We start from the raw sequence: 19,298 nt of genomic DNA, 5'->3' as shown, positions 1-19,298 counted from the left end.
AGTAGGAAGCTCGAAGTTTCCGCTCCCAACTTCATACTTCTAACTTCCGACTTTCCAACTCCACCACATGTCCAAACTAATCCTCATACCGCTGGTTGCAGTTATTTTCATCCTGATTGATCTTTATGTCTTTCAGGCATTGAAAATTGCTGTTCAAAATTTCTCGCCCTTAGGGAAAAACATTGCTTTTGGCATTTATTGGGGATTTACGGCAATTACGCTTTTAGGCTTTTTCCTTTATCATTTCACGAATCCCGATTTATTTTCAAGAGTAGCAAGACAGTTTATGCTAGTGATTGTTTTTATGAATTACATTTCTAAAACCATTGCGCTATTGGTTTTGCTTATTGGAGATGTGATCCGATTAGGGCAATGGAGTTTTTATAAGATTACAGACCTTCTGAATAATTCAAAAAGTGGAATAGAAGGAGAGAAAATAAGCAGGTCGGAGTTTTTTGCAAAGTCCGCACTGGTAGCTGGAAGTTTACCATTGGCCGCCATGAGTTTTGGTATTATTTCAGGAGCGCATGATTATCGCATCAGAAGGAAATCCATTGTAATTCCTAATCTACCTAAAGCATGGCATGGCGTAAAAGTGGCGCAACTTTCCGATATTCATAGTGGTAGTTTTTGGAATAAAGTGGCAGTAGAAGGGGGAGTAGATATGTTATTGGCAGAAAAGCCAGATCTCATTTTCTTTACAGGAGATTTGGTAAATAATGAAGCGAATGAAGTAGAAAAGTACATCCCCATTTTTTCTAAGTTGAAAGCAGATTTAGGAGTTTATTCTACTTTAGGAAATCATGATTATGGTGATTATAAAAACTGGAGCAGTGAGAAAGCCAAAGCCCGTAATCTGCAAGATTTAAAAGAAGCCCATGGGATCATGGGATGGGATTTGCTGACCAATGAAAACAGAATTTTGAAGGTAGATAATGAGCCTTTGGCAGTACTCGGGGTAGAAAACTGGGGAGCTGGGAGATTCGCGAAATATGGCGATATAGCCAAGGCTTATGCAGGTGTTGAAGACCTGCCGGCTAAAATATTACTTTCTCACGACCCCAGTCATTGGGATGCTCAAATTAGAAAAGACTATCAAGATATAGATTTGATGCTAGCCGGGCACACCCACGGTTTTCAGTTTGGTGTAGAGATTTCCGGTTTCAAATGGAGCCCCTCACAATATGTTTACAAACAATGGGCAGGACTTTATCAAGAAGGCCATCAAAGTTTGTATGTCAATAGAGGATATGGATATATCGGCTATCCGGGAAGAATAGGGATCCCGCCTGAAATTACTATTTTGGAGTTGAGGAAAAGTTAGATAAGTCTTAGTCATAATTTTTTAGCACATTTCTCCATATTTCAGTATGGCTAATTAATTCTTTATTGTAAGCTATTTATTATAGAGATAAACCAATAAGAGTTAGAGAATTTTATAAATTATGATTGCTTGCTCAATATTCATTTCACATACCAAACTGATAAAGTAGGTTTAAGCCAATTAAGTATCTCAATTCTTTCGAATATTATATATAATTATTCAAATAAATTTAGCAGTATTTAAATATATCCTCTACGAGTGGATAAAAAATAAGATAATTTTCTTTGTTTTTTAAATTCACTACTTTATCCTTGTGCAGTAATGTAATATTTTAATTGTTTTGATACCAAAACCTGTACATATTTTAAAGTTAATTTGGCTTGTCGCATTTAGCCTTTCTTTACTATTATTCCCTAAAGTTTCACTCAGCCAAACAGGGATTGATTCCTTGGAAGTATATTCAAGTACTAAGGATAGTCTCTCTAATGTTTCACTAGGCATTGATTCCTTAATTTTTGAAAGTAATCAAGTGTCTGATATACAGATCATAAAATCAGAATTTGATCATAAAATTGATTCGATTTATGCTATTGAGGAAGAAAGTATTGCTAGGCATAATAAAATTACCGATTCTTTAACATCCCGAATAAATTTAGAGAAGGTATTACCCAAGAGACCTAAAATAGATTCAAAAATTTTAGCAGAGAATTTTGAAACTCCAATCAATGATAAAAATATTGATGTACCAAAAGTCAATATTTATGAAATATTGGATTTGAATAAGCTCGAAAATGAAGCTTTTAAAGATTATAAGGGCAAAATTTCAAGCTTAAAATCCGAGTTTGAACCGGGCTTAAATTTAAAGCAAGAGATAGATTCTTTTAACATTGAATCCATTGAAGAAAAGGCAGGAACACTGGCAAAAAACAACATAGCTGAACTGAAGGAGCTCGACAAAATGCAAGGAGAAGCCAATAAGGCTCGTTCACAGGTCAAGGACATAAAATGGGACAAATCCAAAATCAAATCGTCTAAAAACATAGCCAAAGCCTTAAGTGACAATGTAGAGGCAGTACAAAAAGGCATGGATAAAATGAAGGACTTTAAAGGCAAGTACAGCAAAGTAAATTTGATGAACCCCAATGGGCCAGTTTTAGAGGAAATCAGTAAAAAACCGACTAAACCTTGGCAGTTAAGTTTAAACTTTAGTTCTCAGTTTCGTAACGGACTATCATTACAATTTGCCCCAACAGTAGGTTATAGATTTCATGAAAAATGGACGGGCGGAGTAGGGATAAGCTACCAGTTTAAAGTATTTGACCAAGACAGTACTTTTGTATTTGAACCTAAACAAGAGTTTTCTCACAGGATTTTTAATCAAATTAATTTCTATAGGAATTTCTTTTTACACCTCGAGCATGAACTGCCTTATAAACAACGAAGTAAATCTAGTGAAGGGCCTTGGCATAAATTAGAGGCGCAAAAGCAAAGAGGTTGGCTTGGGCTGGCTATGCAATATAAACTTTATAAAAATATCAAAGGACAGACTCAAATTTTGTACAACATAATCAAACCTGATGGAATGGATGTAAGCGAAAGCAGATGGACCGTCAGGGTAAACCTAATATTCTAATATGAGAAATATAATATTACTATTGCTCAGTTTTTTTATTGCTACCAATAACTTAAAAGCACAACAAGAGATAGCTGAACCGCAAATGATCGATATTTTGCCACCAAGTCCTGAAGCCTCGGAATTCATAAAAAATATTGATATTGATTTGAATGAATATGTCGGGAAACCTAATGTCTCAATCCCTATAACCAATATTTCAACGAATAATTTGCAATGGCCCGTTTCCTTAAGTTACGATGCAGGTGGATTAAAGGTGGAAGAAGAAGCCAGCGCTATTGGTGCTGGATGGACATTAAATGCCACAGGGTTGATTGGGCGTACCGCCAGACAACACCCTGATGAACAAGGTGCTAACTATAGCTATAATATAGGTCAGAATCACGGATATTTTTCAGATATGGCAAATTTTATATTTAACGAGGCCGGAAATGTTGATAATGCAAAATTGAGCAATTTATTAAATGATGGGCCAAATCAACCTTCAACATCATTCAAATATGAAACTGCTTCTTATGCAGATTCTTTAGCTGATGGATATATCGATACTCACGCGGATATGTATTATTTCAATTTCGGTGCGCATTCAGGAAAATTTTACTATACACCAACAAGACAAATAGTTCAATTACAGTATAATACTTTAAATTTTAAAGAATATCCATTCAAAACGGCATCTTACCCAATTGATATGCCAGGGGAAGCCTATTATTGGGAAATTACTGACGAGAAAGGGATTACATATAAATTTGAAAAAGCGGAGAATATAACTACATCTTCTCAGTCTGCAACTTTTGTAAATGGGAATGGCAGTGCCGGAGATATTACAGATACCGATTATCAAAGCGCATGGTATTTAACTGAAATGAGTATCGGCTCGGAATTTATCAAGTTTAATTATGAGAATATTAATTTTGTTGACATTAAATATTATACGGAAGGCAAGAAATTAAAAGTGTGGGTCAATGGTTCGAATCAATCAAGCTTAACTACAAATACAACAACCACTAATGGTTATAGATTGAAGTCAATTGTAAGTTCAAAAAAGGATAGTGTTTTATTTCATTACAACACGGAATATAGATTGGATAAAACAAACAAGCAAAAGCTAGATAAGATTTCCATTTTTAAAAATGGTACTAATGTAAAGGACTTTAGATTTTTTCAATCGTATTTTGGGATAGACACTAAGTTAAGGTTAGATTCAATCAGAGAAGAAAATGGTAATTTAAAAAAGCCACCTTATAAATTTGAATATTATGATGGGGCAAATCTACCACCTTCTGATTCTAAAGAGCAAGATTTTTGGGGGTATTTCAATAATAATGATTCTAACACTTTAATTCCTGAGTATAAAACTGATTTATATCATTTTTATATGGGTTTAGCAGATAGGAAACCAAATCTTTTTTATACCAGGCTCGGTACTCTTCAGAAAATAACATACCCGACAGGTGGCTATCACTTATTTGAATATGAATTAAATCAAGTGTTTGACCCAAATTATAAGGAAACTTTCTTCCAAGAAGCTCGGGCAACTCAAGGCACCTTTTCAAACCCAGAAACAGATGAAGTTTTCTTTAGTATTCCTTCTGAGGTAAGTGCAACAATAAGAAGCAGTCTGGAATCGCAAGATGGAATAGGGATGAACGCTTTTTCCGATATATATAAAAAGGATAACAATGGAAATTATTTGAAATATTCTCCTCAGAATGCAGGATCTTCATTTCAATTTTCCAATAGAGTGAAGTTAGTGGCCGGGGACTACAAATTATATGCTGTTAATGATGGGGAAGGGGATATAAATGAAATTTTTATCAGTTTGGAATATGAATTGCCTAATCCTCAAAATAAGATAGTAGGCGGATTGAGAGTTGCCAATATCGAATCATATGATGAAATTGCTAGCGACCCTAAATTGATTAAGACCTTTAAATATACTGATAGGCAAGATTCAGAAAAAAGTAGTGGTGTTCTATTTATTGAGCCGTATTTTGGCGGATACCTATCTGAATATGTTCCAGGTGAGCTCAGAGATGACCCTGATAATCCAGGTTTATTACTATGTTATCAGGATGAGGCATTAATTGAAAGATATATAAATCTAAATGCCTATAGTAGCAATAATCTAACTTTTATGGGAAGCCATGTTGGCTATACTAATGTGGATATAATTGTGGAAGGTGGAATAGGGACTTCTGGGATTCCAAATTTAAGCACTCCAGAAGAATTACCTATGGGCAAAACCTCAAAACAGTTTATAGCAGATCGTCCGTTTAACCCAATTAATCATCCTTATATTGATCCCGAGTATTTAGGTCACTTAAATGGCAAGCTGACAGATGAGCATATTGTAAATAATAATGGCGTTTCATTGTATGAAAAGCATCATTATTATTCCTCTCGCGAATATGAAGACTTTTTATATATAGTAAATACCTTTCGTAAAAAGCGTACATTCTGTTACAGGCAACAACCAATTATTTATGCTACTACAAAATATTTACCGAGATACAGCTTTATGGATAGTACTGTTTCTATCCAACGAGATACCCTTAATAGAGAAATCATCACCAAAACATATTATGAATATGATGAGGAAATTGTAAAACCTAGGCGGGTAGTAAATATAAAGGAAAACAATACTATTGAAGAAAAATTCTATACATGGGACTCTAATTATAGTGGGCGATTGACTTCAATGGCTTCTTTTAGATATGGTGATCAAAGTTTGATTGAAGACCCAATAGACCAAAAATTACCCTACAAAAAGTCATATAAAAAGTTTTATTATTCAAATAATCAATTGCAATCATCTTTTGCATGGGATAGAACGAACAATTCAGTCAATTTCGCTGGAGCTGCTAATTTGTCGGATAGTTTATCTGAAATATTTGGATCAATTTATAATACATATTTTGCAAATTTTAACGGAAGTGGAAATATAGTCAAACAGCATTTCAAACAACAGGGCAACACAAAAAAACTATTTCAATGGGATGCCGGTGGGATATATCCTGAAGCACAGCTCATTACCACAGGTGAAAATGAGTTTTTTAAGGTTTTCAATTTTGAAAATGATGGAAATTATTCTTTAGGTGCAACAGGCAAAAAATCCATGAACGGGTCAACTTCCGTTTCCATTGAAGACGTTCCAATCGGAAATTACATTTTAGGTTTCAAGGCAAAAGATCAAAATTCTAGTTCTGATGTGTCGATCGAATTTGCCCCAACCACTATTCCTATTGCTATAAATGGTGATAAATGGGATTATTACCAAACTACTATTGAATTAAGTTCATTAAAAACAATCCAAGTAAACATACCTAGTAGCGTACAGTTGGATGATCTTGTCATTTATCCGGCCGAAGCAGAGATTACTTACTTCACTATCGAAGATGGAAAAGGCATATCCAGCCAGACAGATAGCAACGGCAATACTACATATTATGAATATGATGATTTGGGACGGTTAATCCGCACAAAGGATGATGATCAAAATATGTTGTCGAAGATACTATATAATTATAAAGACTATAACCAAAATTAATGATGAGAGCTTTATTCACCTTATTTTTTATTTTGCTATTTAGCGTTGTGGCTGTTGGTCAATTGACAATCAGTGGCCCTCAACAAGTTTGCCAAGGTAATACCTATGTTTATTCAGTGTCAGGCGCAAGTGGCGGCACTGGAGGAATTGGAATGGGAAGTTATACATGGTCTTTAAATAATAGCAACATTGGAAGTGGCCTTTCTGTAAATGTTACAATACCCTCTACAGAAACTGCGGACGAGTTGAAGGTCATTTATATTGAAGGTCGCAGTTTATCTTCTAGTGAAACTGAAACTATTTACTTAAATAAACCATATCCAGGTATTGTAAACCTCAACTCTAATTCCACCATTTGCTATGGACAAAGTGCCTCCATTTCAGTTGGTCTTCAAAGGTTAGGGCCCAATGGCAGTGGCAATTTTCAGAAAAGAACAGGAAGCTTTTGGCAGGATATTTCCGCACCTGGTACCTCAATAACAGTTCCCAATTTAACAACTGATACGGATTTCAGGTTTAAAATTTCCAACTCTTGTGGTACACAATATTCTAATGTCGTGAGTGTTTCTGTAAAGCCCGCCCTTAATCCAGGAGGCATTACTAACGCACAGACCATCTGTTATAACGGCAATCCTTCAACGCTCGGCAGCAGCAGTTCTGCATCAAATGGCATAGGGGGCTATAGTTATCAATGGGAGAAAAGACCGGCAGGCAGTAATTGGCAAAATATTAGCGGTGCCAATTCTACCAGTTACAATCCGCCTACTCTGACGACCACGCATGATTATAGGAGAAGGGTGATTTCCTGTGGTCAAACGAAATATACCAATACTATAAGAGTAACTGTTAAGTCGCCATTATCGCCGGGAGGAATTAACAATGCCCAAACAGTTTGTTATGGTGGGAATCCTTCCACTTTGGGGAACAGTAGTTCCGCTTCTAATGGCCTAGGGGGATATACCTACCAATGGCAAATCAAAAGCCCGAGTGGAAGCTGGTCAAATATCAGCGGAGCTACGTCCACTACTTATAATCCGCCTACACTTACTGCCACCAGAGATTATAGAAGAAGGGTAATATCTTGTGGACAAACAAAATACACCAATACCATCAGGGTAACGGTTTTGCCACAGTTATCCCCGGGAAGCATTAATAATGCCCAAACGGTTTGTTACGGGGGAAATCCATCGACTCTTGGCAACAGCAGCTCGGCCTTAAATGGTCTGGGGGGTTATTCCTATCAATGGCAGATCAGCACTGATGGGGGTAGTAACTTCAGCAATATTAGCGGTGCCACTTCAACCACTTACAATCCCCCGAGCCTAACGGCCACTAGAGACTATAGAAGAAGGGTAATTTCTTGTGGTCAGACCAAATATTCCAATACCATAAGGGTGACAGTAAAACCTCCTTTGAACTCTGGTAGTATAAATGGAGCACAAACTGTATGTTATGGAGGTAATCCATCAACTTTAGGTAATAGTAATTCTCCCTCAAATGGATTAGGGGGTTATAATTATCAATGGCAAATTAAGAGCCCAAGTGGCAGTTGGTCAAATATTAGTGGTGCAACCTCTTCCACCTATAATCCAACTAGCCTTACAGCAACCAGAGATTATAGGAGAATGGTGGTTTCCTGTGGGCAGACCCAATATTCCAATACGGTTAGGATAACTGTTAAATCCGCTTTAGCCCCTGGAAGTATCACTAATTCGCAAACCATCTGCTATGGAGAGAACCCTGATGCTTTAGGAAGTAGCAGTTCGGCTTCAAACGGCTTGGGAGGCTATAGTTATCAGTGGCAAAGTAAAAGTCCTAGCGGTAGTTGATCCAATATCAGCGGTGAAACAGCCACTACTTATAATCCATCAAGTTTAAACGAAACAACTGATTTTAGAAGAAGGGTTTATTCTTGCGGGCAAACAAAATATAGTAATGTGATAAGGGTCACAGTCCGACCTGATCTTTCTGCAGGTTCTATTAATGGGAGTAAATCCATTTGTTACAACACTTCTGCAGGGACCTTAGGAAATTCGTCCTCGGCTTCGGGAGGAAATGGGAGTTACACTTATCAGTGGCAGAGAAGGAGTCCAGGTGGCAGTTGGGCCAATATCAGCGGGGAAACTAGTACCTCACTTAGCCCAGGTAATTTAAATGATGATACTGAGTTCAGACGCAGGGTTTATTCATGTGGCCAATACAAATATTCAAATGTGGTGACGGTAAATGTGTTCAACCAAGTTTCAACACCGACCACCAGCTCTTATGGAAGATGTGGCCCAGGTGTTATAAATTTAAATCCTTCGGTCGGGAGTGGCGGCAATACCATTAGATGGTACAACAATTCTTCTGGAGGTAGTCATTTTACCCAAACGCTGGAATATGCGCCCGATTTATCTGCCGACCAGACTTATTATATCAGTTCTTACAGTACATTGACAGGCTGTGAAAGCTCAAGAGTGGCCATCAATGCGGTGATAAACCCTGAGCCCAATGTCGATGCGGGATCAACTTTAACCTATTACGAATTCGAAAACTCTGTCAATTTAAGTGGGACGGGAGAATCACCGCAAGGGGGAAACTATAGTGGCAGTTATGTGAACAATGATTATTTCGACTTGTCCCAAAGTGGTACTGGAAGCTATACGGTATTTTATAATTACATTAATACTGAAGGCTGCCCAGGAACTGATTCCAAGACCATAATAGTGGAAGATAATCCTGACATTACGGTTAACGGAAACAATGAAATTGTTTGGGGCGAGAGCCGTACCCTTTCAGTGCCTGCCGGGTTTGCATCCTATCAATGGTACAGGAATGACCAAGCGATTTCTGGTGCTACTTCAAATATATATGAGGCGGGGAGCGTAGGTGAATATAAAGTGAATATTACGGCTGACAATAACAATAGCATGATGGTCAGCCCTAAAAACATCATCAATAATGCCTCCTTACAAAACGAGAACTTTGTGCAGACCATAAATTATAAGGTGAAGGCTTCAGAGAGGCAGGGAATGCGGGAAATAGGCGAGGTTAATGAGCAGATTGTATATTTTGACGGACTGGGCAGAAAGTTCCAAACCGTCATGACGCAGGCTTCCCCAAATAAAATGGATTTGGTGGCACCTATTGAATATGATGAACTGGGCAGGCCGAGCAAGGAATTTTTGCCTTATGTCCCACAAAAAAATGATGGCTTGGTTGATCATGCAGCCTTAAGAGGATCGGGGGATGAGTATGTGCAATCCAGCCAATATTCTTTCTATGCCGGGGGCAGTTCCGATGAGGTTGCCAATACCAGCGTGCCCTATGCCGAAACGGTCTATGAAAATTCTCCCTTGAACCGCCCCGTGGCACAATATGCCCCCGGGGAAGATTGGGGCAAGGAAGACGGGGCCAACCCGGTCACTACCGCATACGAAATTAATTCGGATAGTGATCAGGTCATCCGTTTTGAAGTAGATGGAAATGCATTGCAAGTAGATGGTGAATATGGTAACGGGCTTTTTCAAAAAACAATTGTTACAGATGAAAACAGCAACCAATCCGTAACTTTTACTGATGCTTTTGACAAGACCATTCTGAAAAGAAATATTGCAAACGGGGAAAACTTTGACACCTATTATGTTTATGATTTTTATGATAACCTTCGTTTTGTTATCCCTCCTGAGGCTGCTCACCGTCTTACGGTTACAAGCGGGCAGTTCCCCTCCGATTTATTGGATCAGTTTGTTTTTCAGTACCAATATGACAACAGGGATCGTATGGAGTGGAAAAAAGTACCAGGTGCGGAACCTGTTGTGATGATTTATGATGACCGAGAAAGGCTAGTGCTGACCCAGGACGGAGAACAGGCAAAATCAAACTTGTTTAGCTTTACCAAATACGATGCCCTAAATAGGCCGATCATGACCGGGGAAAAGGAAATCAATAATTCCATCCCTAATTTGAGAGATTTATTAAATGGTAACGATTGGCTTCAAAACTATGATGCCTACGAGACCTTGGAAGGTAGTAAATACGGCTATACCTCCAACTCACTACCCAAAAACCTTGATTTGGATGAAATCCATACCGTCACGTATTACGATAATTATGATTTTAGAAGCGAAATTTCACTAAACGGTGCCGAATATGATTATTCGGTCTCGGGAACGGAGAATGCTTATGAGCAGACCGACTTTGTAAAAGGACAGGTCACGGGAAGCCTGACGCGCGTATTGGGTACTAACGAAATGCTGGCTTCAGTTAATTATTATGATGAAAGAAATCGGTTAATTAAAAATGTTAGCGAGCAAAATGGTGACAATTTAATTAGCAGTTCAAACGTTTATGATTTTGTGGGGAATCTGTTGAAGACAGATATGACTTATCAATTACATGATAAAAAAATTAAAATATCAGAATCTTTTACTTATGATCATGCAGATCGTCTTTTAGAACAATATCACTCTTTAAGCGAAACTGTTAAGTGGCAAAATGTAACCGGGTATTCCATTGATGAAAATTTTGATCTGACACATAATGGTAGTGCGGGCTATCATAATACCAGTGCCCATACGGCAAAAGCCATCGGTAGTGATCAAGTAGGTTTTATTGAGCATCGACCCGAAATGTTTTCAAGAATGCTTTTTGGGTTGAATGATGATGCTGCAGGTACAGGTTATACAGACATGGAATATTGCCTGTATGTCGCGGCCAATGGGAGCTTGGTTGTTTACGAAAACGGAAGCAATAAAGGCGGCTTGGGCAGTTACCAAATAGGGGACGTTCTTCAAGTGGCTAAAACAAAAGATGAAATCCACTATATTAAAAACGGAGAAGTACTGAGGAGCAGGCCTTTGGAGCACGAGGACGTTGCTTTCTATGGGGATGTAACCTCTTATAATGTGGGAGATCGAATCACTGATGTTTATTTTTCAACAAGCGGAAAACAACTATTGCTCTCCAATCAATACAACGAACTAGGTGAGCTAGTAAATAAAAACTTGCACGAGGACGGGGATAATTTTGCCCAAAGCGTGGACTATCGCTACAACATCCGTGGTTGGCTCACACGCATCAATAATGCTGATCTGAGGGCCGATAATGTCAATGAGAAAACTGATTTGTTCGGCATGGAACTGGGCTATACGGACAGTTTGGGGACATCGGCAGACCCTCAACTTAACGGCAACATAGCGGCCGTGAAATGGGGAGGCAAAAGAAACGATCTTGAGGCAGAAAACGTACTGCAACAAAATTCCTACGGATACGGATACGATGGATTGAACAGAATTACCGAGGCCGATTTTTATGAAAACGCCTCTCAGAACCCAGGCCAAAAATATCAACTACGCATAAACGAATATGACCGAAACGGGAATATCAAGCAGTTGCAAAGAAAGGATGCAACAGCTAATTTAATGGACGATCTGACCTATGATTATGATGGTACAGGGAACCAATTGAATTTTGTGAGCGATGCAGTGACGGACAGTGCGGGATTTATTGACGGTAATAAAACCGGTAATGATTATGCCTATGATGACAATGGCAATATGATTTTAGATGCCAATAAGGCTATCACCAGTATCAGTTATAATAATTTGAACTTACCAGAGGAAGTTAGCTTTGAAAACGGGAATAAAATTGTCTATATTTATGATGCATCTGGTGTGAAACTACGCCAAGAAGTATATAAAAACGACACATTGCGGAAAGCAACAGACTATATCGGCTCCCTAATTCTAGAAAATGATACCTTGCAGTTTATACAGACTGCAGAGGGTAGGGTAGTGCCTAAAACCGTGGACGGTGTGGACAAGAACGAGTACCAGTACCACTTAAAGGATCATTTGGGCAATGTTAGGAGTACTTTTGCCGTAAGAGATGTTGACTATGCGGCCGATTTTGAAAAGGTCATGGTAGATGGTTTACTCAAACATTACAATCCTTATTTTAATAATTATGATTCCATTGACATTTTAAGTAATCCCTTAAAAAGAAGCGGGAATTACGCCCATAGGTTAACGGGCGGGGGTACTGACATAGTGGGGCTGATGAAAAGCCTTTACGTAAGCAAGGGCGATAAAGTCAGTGCAGAAGTATATGGTAAATATTTGGATGCCCAGTTTACCAACGATGAAATTAACGGGGCAGCATTGGTGAATGCTTTGGTTACCATGTTGGGTGGTGGAACGCTAACCGGTGAAGGGACAATAATAGAAAATAACCTGAATTCAGATTTTATTTCAGCTGCCATGGCAGACGGGAGCGAGGAAGAAAGCCCGAAAGCCTATTTGAACTACATCATGCTGGACAAGAATTTCAATTATGTGAATTCAGGTTTTGAAAGATTATCAGAGAGTGCGGCAGACCCAGGAGATGGCAGTGGCACTCACCAAAAACTTAGTTTTGAGGAAATACAAATAGAAGAGGACGGCTACTTGATGGTATTCTTGAGCAACGAAAGCCATCAAGCCGTTGAAGTCTTCTGGGATGATTTTAGGGTTGACCATCATTACAATGCGGTCTTGCAGGCGGATGATTACTATCCTGGCGGTTTAACTTTTAACAGCTACCAAAGAAGCTTCTCAAAGGCAAATAATTACAAATACCAAGGAAAGGAAGAAGTTCCTGAAATGGGGGTCGGGATTTATGACTTCCATGCAAGGATGTACGATGCCACTTTGGGGAGAACCTTTCAGATGGATCCACATTTGGAGAATTATTATCCTTGGTCACCATACAGTTGGACCGGGAATAATCCTGTTATCAATGTTGATCCAACGGGTGAAGACTGGTTTACCAGTAATCTTAATGGGGTAATGATTAATATTAAAGGACAGTCTGAATTTGATTACAATAATCTAAGAGAAGAATTTGGAGAAGGAATTGCTCAGTTTATTTATAATCTAGGAGGAGATGCAGGTTCAGACAGTTGGGAGAATTTTGGAGATGATGATATGTTTGATACTGATGATAATAAGATTAGTGAAAATTTAGGTGGTTTAACCATGATGACAGAAGAATTTAGTGAGAGCTTTATGAATGAGCACGGATATCAAAAAGCATTAGATCAAGAAGTTACAGAACTAGATTACACTTTATATGAACAGGATGCTTCTGGCTGGAGCAAGGATAAAGGAGGAAATAAGGAGATTTTAAGTAGTAAAGTAACATATGCAAAACCAGAAGATTTTGGACAAACAAAACCTTTAACTAAAAGCTACAGGAGTTTTATGATAAGAATGGAGAGATCTTATTATAATCAGGTTATTCCACATCATGATATTTATGGAAAAGGAAAAAATATATTTAGTAAGGAAGTACCAGATTTTAAGAGAGCAGGTCTTGAGTTGTACCAAGGTCAAATTGTACCATGGATGTTACGGTTAATAAATAAGAAGAAATGAATATAATTAAACTATTGCTTTTAGTTGTTTTTTTTCAATCATGCTCATTTGGAGAAAAAGAATTGGTATTTAATAAGGAGATTGAATATTTCGATAGAGATTTTATTTCACATTTTCCAAAAAAAGTTCCAATTGAATATTCACAAGATGTAGTGAGTCCAAATGTAAGAAATTCACATCCTCATGTTTGGCTAAAGTTCTATATAGATGAGACCAGATTAAATAAACTAAAGGATAGTCTTAATGAAGTAGCAATTGCAAAATATAGAACCGATGATTCATGTCTTTTAGTCATAGACAAACATTTAACTAAAACTAATTGGTATAAAATTGTGAAGACTAAAAGAATGCCGAAGAAAATAAATTATAATTATAGACCATGCCATGATAATAAGTATCCTGTACCTAATTTTTATTTAAGTGATTGGTCTGAAACGACCAAAAATCCAACACAATTAGATGGATATAAACTATTCCTTTTAGATGCAAAATCAGGTATACATATGGATTCCACAAAACTCCCTAATGGGCTTTATACGCCAAAGGGTTGGGAGCACGGTTATTCTAAGGGGATAGCTATCAATGAAAAAACTAATGTTGTTATATTTTGGGCTGATATTTGGTGAATTTGGATTTTAAGTATGAAAGAGCTAAAATATGGTCTTGCAGGCGGATGATTACTATCCCTTTGGCCTAACCTTTAACTCGTACAAAAGGGAGTTTTCCAAGAAGAACAAAATGAACACTTTCCAAGATCAGGAGTATGACGAGGAAACAGGCTGGGTGCAGTTCAAATGGAGAAACCACCAACCAGAACTAGGAAGGTTCTTTAATGTTGACCCTCTGGCAGAGGATTATTACTACAACTCGCCATATGCTTTTAGTGAGAATCAAGTAGTCGCACATGTTGAATTAGAAGGGATGGAAAAAGCATATAGAGACCCTGCCACGGGAACGATCGTGCCAGCTAGCGATAATATTAGGCAAGATACACCAGAGGGAGCTATTTTCAATAAAGGAGGTAATCCTGATGATTATGAAGCAGCGTCAGACGCACTTATTGAGGCTTTGTTCTTCTTTACTCCGATTGATGAAGCAGCTACTGTTGTTAATGGCGAACAGGTAGATGGAGGGGAAATTACATCTTTGGATTATGTGGATGCAGCAGTGTCACTAATTATACCTAAGAAAGGTAAAGGAAGTTCTTCCAAGACATATCAAACCTACACTAAAACGAATTCAAAAACAGGTGAAGTTTATACTGGACGTACTAGTGGAACAAAAACACCAAGAGAAAACGTTGCTAATAGGGATAAATCTCATCATATGAAAAATGAAGGGTTTGGAAGAGCTAAACTTGATAAATCGTCAACAAATAAGTCTGCTATTAGAGGCAGGGAGCAACAACTTATAGAAAAAAATGGAGGAGCAAAATCTCAAGGGGGCACTTCAGGTAATAAAATAAATGGTATAAGCCCTAAAAACTCTAAAGGGAAACAGTATCGAGAAGCTGCAAAAGATGAATTCGGGAATTAATATGAAAAAACAAAAGATAACGATAGGAGATATAGTAGAAATAAAAATTGAGAGTAATTTTTATTGTTATGCCCAAATATTACCAAATGCAGGCTACGCATTTTTTGATATTAAATCCTCATCGCCTATTGATAATATTGAAAAATTAAATGACGTTCCTATTCTATTTATATTAAGCGTTTATAATGATGTCATTACAGAAGGGCTTTGGCTTAAAGTTGGTAAATTACCTATAAGAGATACATTGAAACAACAGCCACTCCAGTTTATTCAGGATCAGTTAAATCCAGATAAATTTGAGTTGTATAATCCGAATACAGGTGAATCAAAACAAGCAGAAAAAGGAGATTGTAAAGGTCTTGAACGTGCTTCTGTATGGGAAGCAGAAGAGGTTGAGGAAAGGTTGTTAGATCACTTTAAAGGAAGGAAGAATAGATTAGTTGAAGAGGATAGGGCAGTATTCGAATAAATTGGGAAAACAGGGCTGTTTCAAGCGTTCCGCTTGTGTCCATATCCAAAACATTAAAACCCCAAGCTTTTAAAGGGGCTTGGGGTTTTTATTGAAATGTCATTTTAAGCTTAAAATCCCCGAAGGATTTACAAAAGCCTAGTATAACATAGAAATAAACCTTTAGGCTTACAGCAATGAGCGAAAGGATCAAGAAAGTTGAAAATGCTTTAAATACTAGGTCTGGTTGCTCTAGAATCGCAGTTCTTATGTGTTCGTGCTGCCCAGAATTTAAAAGCCACATTCCTTGTAACATGGCAAGAAGGAGAAACATCAAGGCAATTGAATTGGTGTAAAGCTTGCCAAAGAACTTAAATACGGGGTGTTCAGATGCAGTTTCGATGGCTTTGAACGGGTTTTTCTTGATTTTTTTCCAGTAAAAAGGGCTTTTAGTCTGGGTAAGAACTATAGTTAAAAATATACCAAGTAATATCAAGGGTAGCTTTAAGAATATAAAGGTAGCTGTAGTCATGTATAGCTGAGAAATCCAAAGTATAGGATATGCAAAACCTATGTACAGGTAATCAACAATATGATTAAGAATTGATTGGGATAAATCATGCATCATAACAATAAGAATTAATGAGGTTTATAAGATTACTTTTTGATTTTGAAGATAGCCAGATAAATCACTTTAGTAACTTTAAAAATAAAGTTACTCGCTTTGAACAGATACTTTTAAGTTGTTGCTAACAAGGGTTCCTTCATGTACAGTTACATCGTGGGTCTCGTAACCACCAGCAGGGTATTCTGACACCATAAGAGTAACCTCAATGTCCTCATTTTCAATAGTAGCCTCATATATTAACCCAGGCCCCATTGGTCTATCATTGTCAGTCGATACATGGTCTAAATCAAAATCACTTCCCTGAATAGTGTGTGTGCTGTTATTACTGTCTTTTACTTGGATAGATCCATTTACGGTTATTATGCTCATAATATTTGGTTTACTGTGTTAATTTTTGTTGCAGGTCTTTTTGAAATATAAAAGCGTTGAGGAGTTCCTTAACGGTGTCCCTTTGCTTGTCGGTGAGCAGTTCAACTTTTTGGAACAAGCCGATCAGCTCCCCGTCCTTGATAGTCTGTTCGAGCTTCTGGTCTTTATCGCCAAATACCAGCTCATCGATGGAAATATCTAACACCTCCGAAATTTTCTGTACCACATCAATAGAAGGAGTGGAAAGCCCCCTCTCATAACGAGAGAACTGCACGGCATGGTTCCCAATTTTTTTGGAGAGTTCATCCTGTGAAATCCCTTTAGCGGTTCTGTACTTTTTTAAGTTCTCTGCAAATCCCATATGATAGACTATAATTAAGGATAAAATTAGCTTATATGTATGTATAAATCAATTAAAAGAGAGTGTTTATGTTTGATCGGTGTAAAATATTAACATAAAAGTTTTGGCATAATAGAACTTATATGCTAAGTTTGATAACAAATATGCTATTACGAAAAAAAGTTGTCAAATGAGTACTACTAAAGCAAAATTAGACACCACCAACCCCGACCACCTGACCTTCGAAAGCGGAATGCTGCAGATCACGATCCCCACCTCGTCCTCGTTTGCAACGAGGATGACTAAAATCAAGCATTTGTAATGCTAAAACCACAAAAGAGCTTATTTCTTGAGACCTTTCCTTAAATTCAGAGCCCCCAGCTCGTCTTGCAACGAGGATGCTTAAACCAAGCATTTTCAATGCTTACAAGTCATCATTTATCTAAACTCAGTTGCTAATTTTCAAAAAAACCATTTCTTTGTAGGAGAAACTAAAGTGCAGTTAATCAACCAAAACTATGTCTGGCGACCGATATAAAATAGCCGATCAAAATGCTTTGTATTTTGTAACATTCACAGTGGTAAATTGGATAGATGTATTTACCAGAAAAACTTATAAAATTGAAGTAGTAAATTCATTGAATTACTGTATTCAACAGAAAGGATTAAAAGTTTATGCTTGGTGTTTAATGAGTAATCACATCCATTTAATAGTATCTGCTACTGAAGGATTTCGATTATCTGATATTATTAGAGATTTCAAGAAATTCACTGCCAAGCGGATCCTAAAGATGATAGAATCCGAAGCGGAAAGCAGAAGAGAATGGATGCTGCAACAGTTTAAGTTTGCGGGCTCAAAATTACAAAGAATCAAGAAGTACAAGTTTTGGAAAGACGATAATCATGCTATAGAATTAACAAGCAAAATGATAGAGGGGAGAGTTGAATATATTCATCAGAATCCAGTGAAAGCTTTAATTGTAGATCATGCAGAAGAATATGTATATAGTTCAGCAAGAGACTATTCTGGAAGGACAGGCTTAGTACAGATTAGCTTTTTGAGTTAAAAACTCATAGATTAGGAATCCTCGTTACAAACGAGGACTAGAGAGACAGGAAATACAACAATTATAAGACAGGTAAATGATTGATTTTCATAATACTAAAGAAATTAAAAAATTAGCCTATACCATCATAATCGGATTAATCGGAGGAACTGTATTGCTCACTTTCTTTGTGCAAAACTACAAATCAGATTATAAAAGGTTAGGAAAAGAAGACACATTAAAAATAAAAGTGGAAAAATTTTCAAGTTACCAAGGATTAACTTTTATTGATACTTATGATGGAACTAAAATTGAAATCCCAAATGCTAGAAATTTTTCTTTAGATGAAGTTATCTTTCCTGATTTTGTAAAAGTAAATGACTCAATATTTAAAAATGAAAAATCAGATTCAATTTTGATAAAAAGAAAAGGTGAAAAATATCATTTCATTGTCCTTTATTTCAATTAAGCTTCGTTGGCTTATTCTTAATCATCTGGCTAACTTGAATTTGGTGAAAGAAAGTAATTGGCCAAATTAACAGTGTAAAATCTTGTACAATAGATTATGGAATAAAAAAGGATGAAAAAAATTATATGGATTATCCTCATAGTAGTAGTCATAGTTAGTTTATACTTTTACCTAACACACTTTTCATTACCACGATATATGCAGTTTTTAAAAGCTACATGTGATTTATCAGTGCCTCGGAATGTTGAATTGATACATTTTCAGGAAGATGATTATCCTATCAGTGGTGATTATTATGTAGAGTTGATACTCAAACTAGATGACAAGGCACTTGCCAATTTAACGAATGAGGCCAAAGAAAAAGGGTATGAGAAATTACCTATAGAAAATTTATTAGGAGGTTTTATTTATGAAAATTACAGCCTATCAGATAAAGGTCTTTTTAAAGTAGTCCAAAAAAATAATAATGAGAAAACGATTTTAATTAATCAGACACAAGGAAAATTGATTATCCAAGTCATTTCTTTGTGATACCTCCTCCTTTCGTCCTCGTTTGTA

The 19,298-nt window shown here is 37.1% G+C and carries 14 protein-coding genes; 11 read left to right on the top strand and 3 right to left on the bottom strand.

All coding sequences use genetic code 11. From position 1 onward, the window contains the following. Positions 1–67 precede the first annotated feature (67 nt). From ACFE0M_RS06605 to ACFE0M_RS06570, 8 genes are all read left to right on the top strand, one after another. Positions 68–1,324 carry a metallophosphoesterase gene (locus tag ACFE0M_RS06605; protein WP_434544959.1) on the top strand — a complete coding sequence of 419 codons (1,257 nt, stop codon included), beginning with the start codon at positions 68–70 and terminating at the stop codon, positions 1,322–1,324. Positions 1,325–1,772: 448 nt separating this feature from the next. Then, complete coding sequence (locus tag ACFE0M_RS06600) at positions 1,773–2,957, top strand: hypothetical protein (protein ID WP_434544958.1); 1,185 nt, start codon at positions 1,773–1,775, stop codon at positions 2,955–2,957. A gap of 1 nt (position 2,958) precedes the next feature. After that, positions 2,959–6,507 (top strand): RHS repeat domain-containing protein, encoded by a 3,549-nt coding sequence (locus ACFE0M_RS06595; protein ID WP_434544957.1) that lies wholly within the window; start codon positions 2,959–2,961, stop codon positions 6,505–6,507. Then, entirely contained in the window at positions 6,507–8,336 is a 1,830-nt protein-coding gene (locus ACFE0M_RS06590; protein WP_434544956.1) for a hypothetical protein, read from the top strand. The genes ACFE0M_RS06595 and ACFE0M_RS06590 overlap by 1 nt, the downstream gene beginning before the upstream one ends. Positions 8,337–8,444: 108 nt before the next feature. Further along, a complete protein-coding gene (locus ACFE0M_RS06585; RefSeq protein ID WP_434544955.1) occupies positions 8,445–13,904 on the top strand; it encodes a DUF6443 domain-containing protein in 5,460 nt (1,819 codons plus the stop codon). Next, positions 13,901–14,530: a hypothetical protein gene (locus tag ACFE0M_RS06580; protein ID WP_434544954.1), complete on the top strand. Its 630-nt coding sequence runs from the start codon at positions 13,901–13,903 to the stop codon at positions 14,528–14,530. The genes ACFE0M_RS06585 and ACFE0M_RS06580 overlap by 4 nt, the downstream gene beginning before the upstream one ends. Positions 14,531–14,561: 31 nt before the next feature. Then, positions 14,562–15,440, top strand: a complete 879-nt coding sequence (locus tag ACFE0M_RS06575) for an RHS repeat-associated core domain-containing protein (protein ID WP_434544953.1) — start codon at positions 14,562–14,564, stop codon at positions 15,438–15,440. Position 15,441: 1 nt separating this feature from the next. Continuing rightward, on the top strand, positions 15,442–15,909 hold the full coding sequence (locus ACFE0M_RS06570) for an Imm26 family immunity protein (protein ID WP_434544952.1): 468 nt from the start codon (positions 15,442–15,444) through the stop codon (positions 15,907–15,909). An 88-nt stretch (positions 15,910–15,997) separates the two neighbouring features. Here the strand turns inward: ACFE0M_RS06570 and ACFE0M_RS06565 are convergent, their stop codons facing one another. From ACFE0M_RS06565 to ACFE0M_RS06555, 3 genes are all read right to left on the bottom strand, one after another. Further along, a complete protein-coding gene (locus tag ACFE0M_RS06565) occupies positions 15,998–16,516 on the bottom strand; it encodes a hypothetical protein (protein ID WP_434544951.1) in 519 nt (172 codons plus the stop codon). A gap of 87 nt (positions 16,517–16,603) precedes the next feature. Beyond that, the gene (locus ACFE0M_RS06560; RefSeq protein WP_434544950.1) at positions 16,604–16,885 is read right to left on the bottom strand and encodes a hypothetical protein; all 282 of its coding nucleotides are present in this window, start codon (positions 16,883–16,885) and stop codon (positions 16,604–16,606) included. A 10-nt stretch (positions 16,886–16,895) separates the two neighbouring features. Next, on the bottom strand, positions 16,896–17,246 hold the full coding sequence (locus ACFE0M_RS06555; RefSeq protein ID WP_434544949.1) for a helix-turn-helix domain-containing protein: 351 nt from the start codon (positions 17,244–17,246) through the stop codon (positions 16,896–16,898). A gap of 497 nt (positions 17,247–17,743) precedes the next feature. Between ACFE0M_RS06555 and ACFE0M_RS06550 the strand changes: the two genes are divergently transcribed. The 3 genes from ACFE0M_RS06550 to ACFE0M_RS06540 all read left to right on the top strand — a co-directional run bounded on the left by ACFE0M_RS06550 (position 17,744) and on the right by ACFE0M_RS06540 (position 19,271). Continuing rightward, entirely contained in the window at positions 17,744–18,292 is a 549-nt protein-coding gene (locus ACFE0M_RS06550; RefSeq protein ID WP_434544948.1) for an REP-associated tyrosine transposase, read from the top strand. A 76-nt stretch (positions 18,293–18,368) separates the two neighbouring features. Continuing rightward, positions 18,369–18,740, top strand: coding sequence for a hypothetical protein (locus tag ACFE0M_RS06545; RefSeq protein WP_434544947.1), 372 nt, complete (start codon positions 18,369–18,371; stop codon positions 18,738–18,740). Between the two features lie 111 nt (positions 18,741–18,851). Further along, positions 18,852–19,271 carry a hypothetical protein gene (locus ACFE0M_RS06540; protein ID WP_434544946.1) on the top strand — a complete coding sequence of 140 codons (420 nt, stop codon included), beginning with the start codon at positions 18,852–18,854 and terminating at the stop codon, positions 19,269–19,271. The last annotated feature ends 27 nt before the right edge of the window (positions 19,272–19,298 follow it).

The organism is Marivirga sp. (assembly GCF_051117495.1).
In the GTDB taxonomy this organism is placed as follows: domain Bacteria; phylum Bacteroidota; class Bacteroidia; order Cytophagales; family Cyclobacteriaceae; genus Marivirga.
This window is presented reverse-complemented; position numbering and strand designations above follow the sequence as displayed.

Excerpts from the sequence above, each read along its gene's own strand:
- ACFE0M_RS06540 (WP_434544946.1), top strand. The coding sequence starts at position 18,852 with ATGAAAAAAATTATATGGATTATCCTCATAGTAGTAGTCATAGTTAGT.
- ACFE0M_RS06565 (WP_434544951.1), bottom strand. The coding sequence starts at position 16,516 with ATGATGCATGATTTATCCCAATCAATTCTTAATCATATTGTTGATTAC.
- ACFE0M_RS06545 (WP_434544947.1), top strand. The coding sequence starts at position 18,369 with ATGATTGATTTTCATAATACTAAAGAAATTAAAAAATTAGCCTATACC.
- ACFE0M_RS06580 (WP_434544954.1), top strand. The coding sequence starts at position 13,901 with ATGAATATAATTAAACTATTGCTTTTAGTTGTTTTTTTTCAATCATGC.
- ACFE0M_RS06550 (WP_434544948.1), top strand. The coding sequence starts at position 17,744 with ATGTCTGGCGACCGATATAAAATAGCCGATCAAAATGCTTTGTATTTT.
- ACFE0M_RS06590 (WP_434544956.1), top strand. The coding sequence starts at position 6,507 with ATGATGAGAGCTTTATTCACCTTATTTTTTATTTTGCTATTTAGCGTT.
- ACFE0M_RS06555 (WP_434544949.1), bottom strand. The coding sequence starts at position 17,246 with ATGGGATTTGCAGAGAACTTAAAAAAGTACAGAACCGCTAAAGGGATT.
- ACFE0M_RS06575 (WP_434544953.1), top strand. The coding sequence starts at position 14,562 with ATGGTCTTGCAGGCGGATGATTACTATCCCTTTGGCCTAACCTTTAAC.
- ACFE0M_RS06595 (WP_434544957.1), top strand. The coding sequence starts at position 2,959 with ATGAGAAATATAATATTACTATTGCTCAGTTTTTTTATTGCTACCAAT.
- ACFE0M_RS06605 (WP_434544959.1), top strand. The coding sequence starts at position 68 with ATGTCCAAACTAATCCTCATACCGCTGGTTGCAGTTATTTTCATCCTG.
- ACFE0M_RS06570 (WP_434544952.1), top strand. The coding sequence starts at position 15,442 with ATGAAAAAACAAAAGATAACGATAGGAGATATAGTAGAAATAAAAATT.
- ACFE0M_RS06560 (WP_434544950.1), bottom strand. The coding sequence starts at position 16,885 with ATGAGCATAATAACCGTAAATGGATCTATCCAAGTAAAAGACAGTAAT.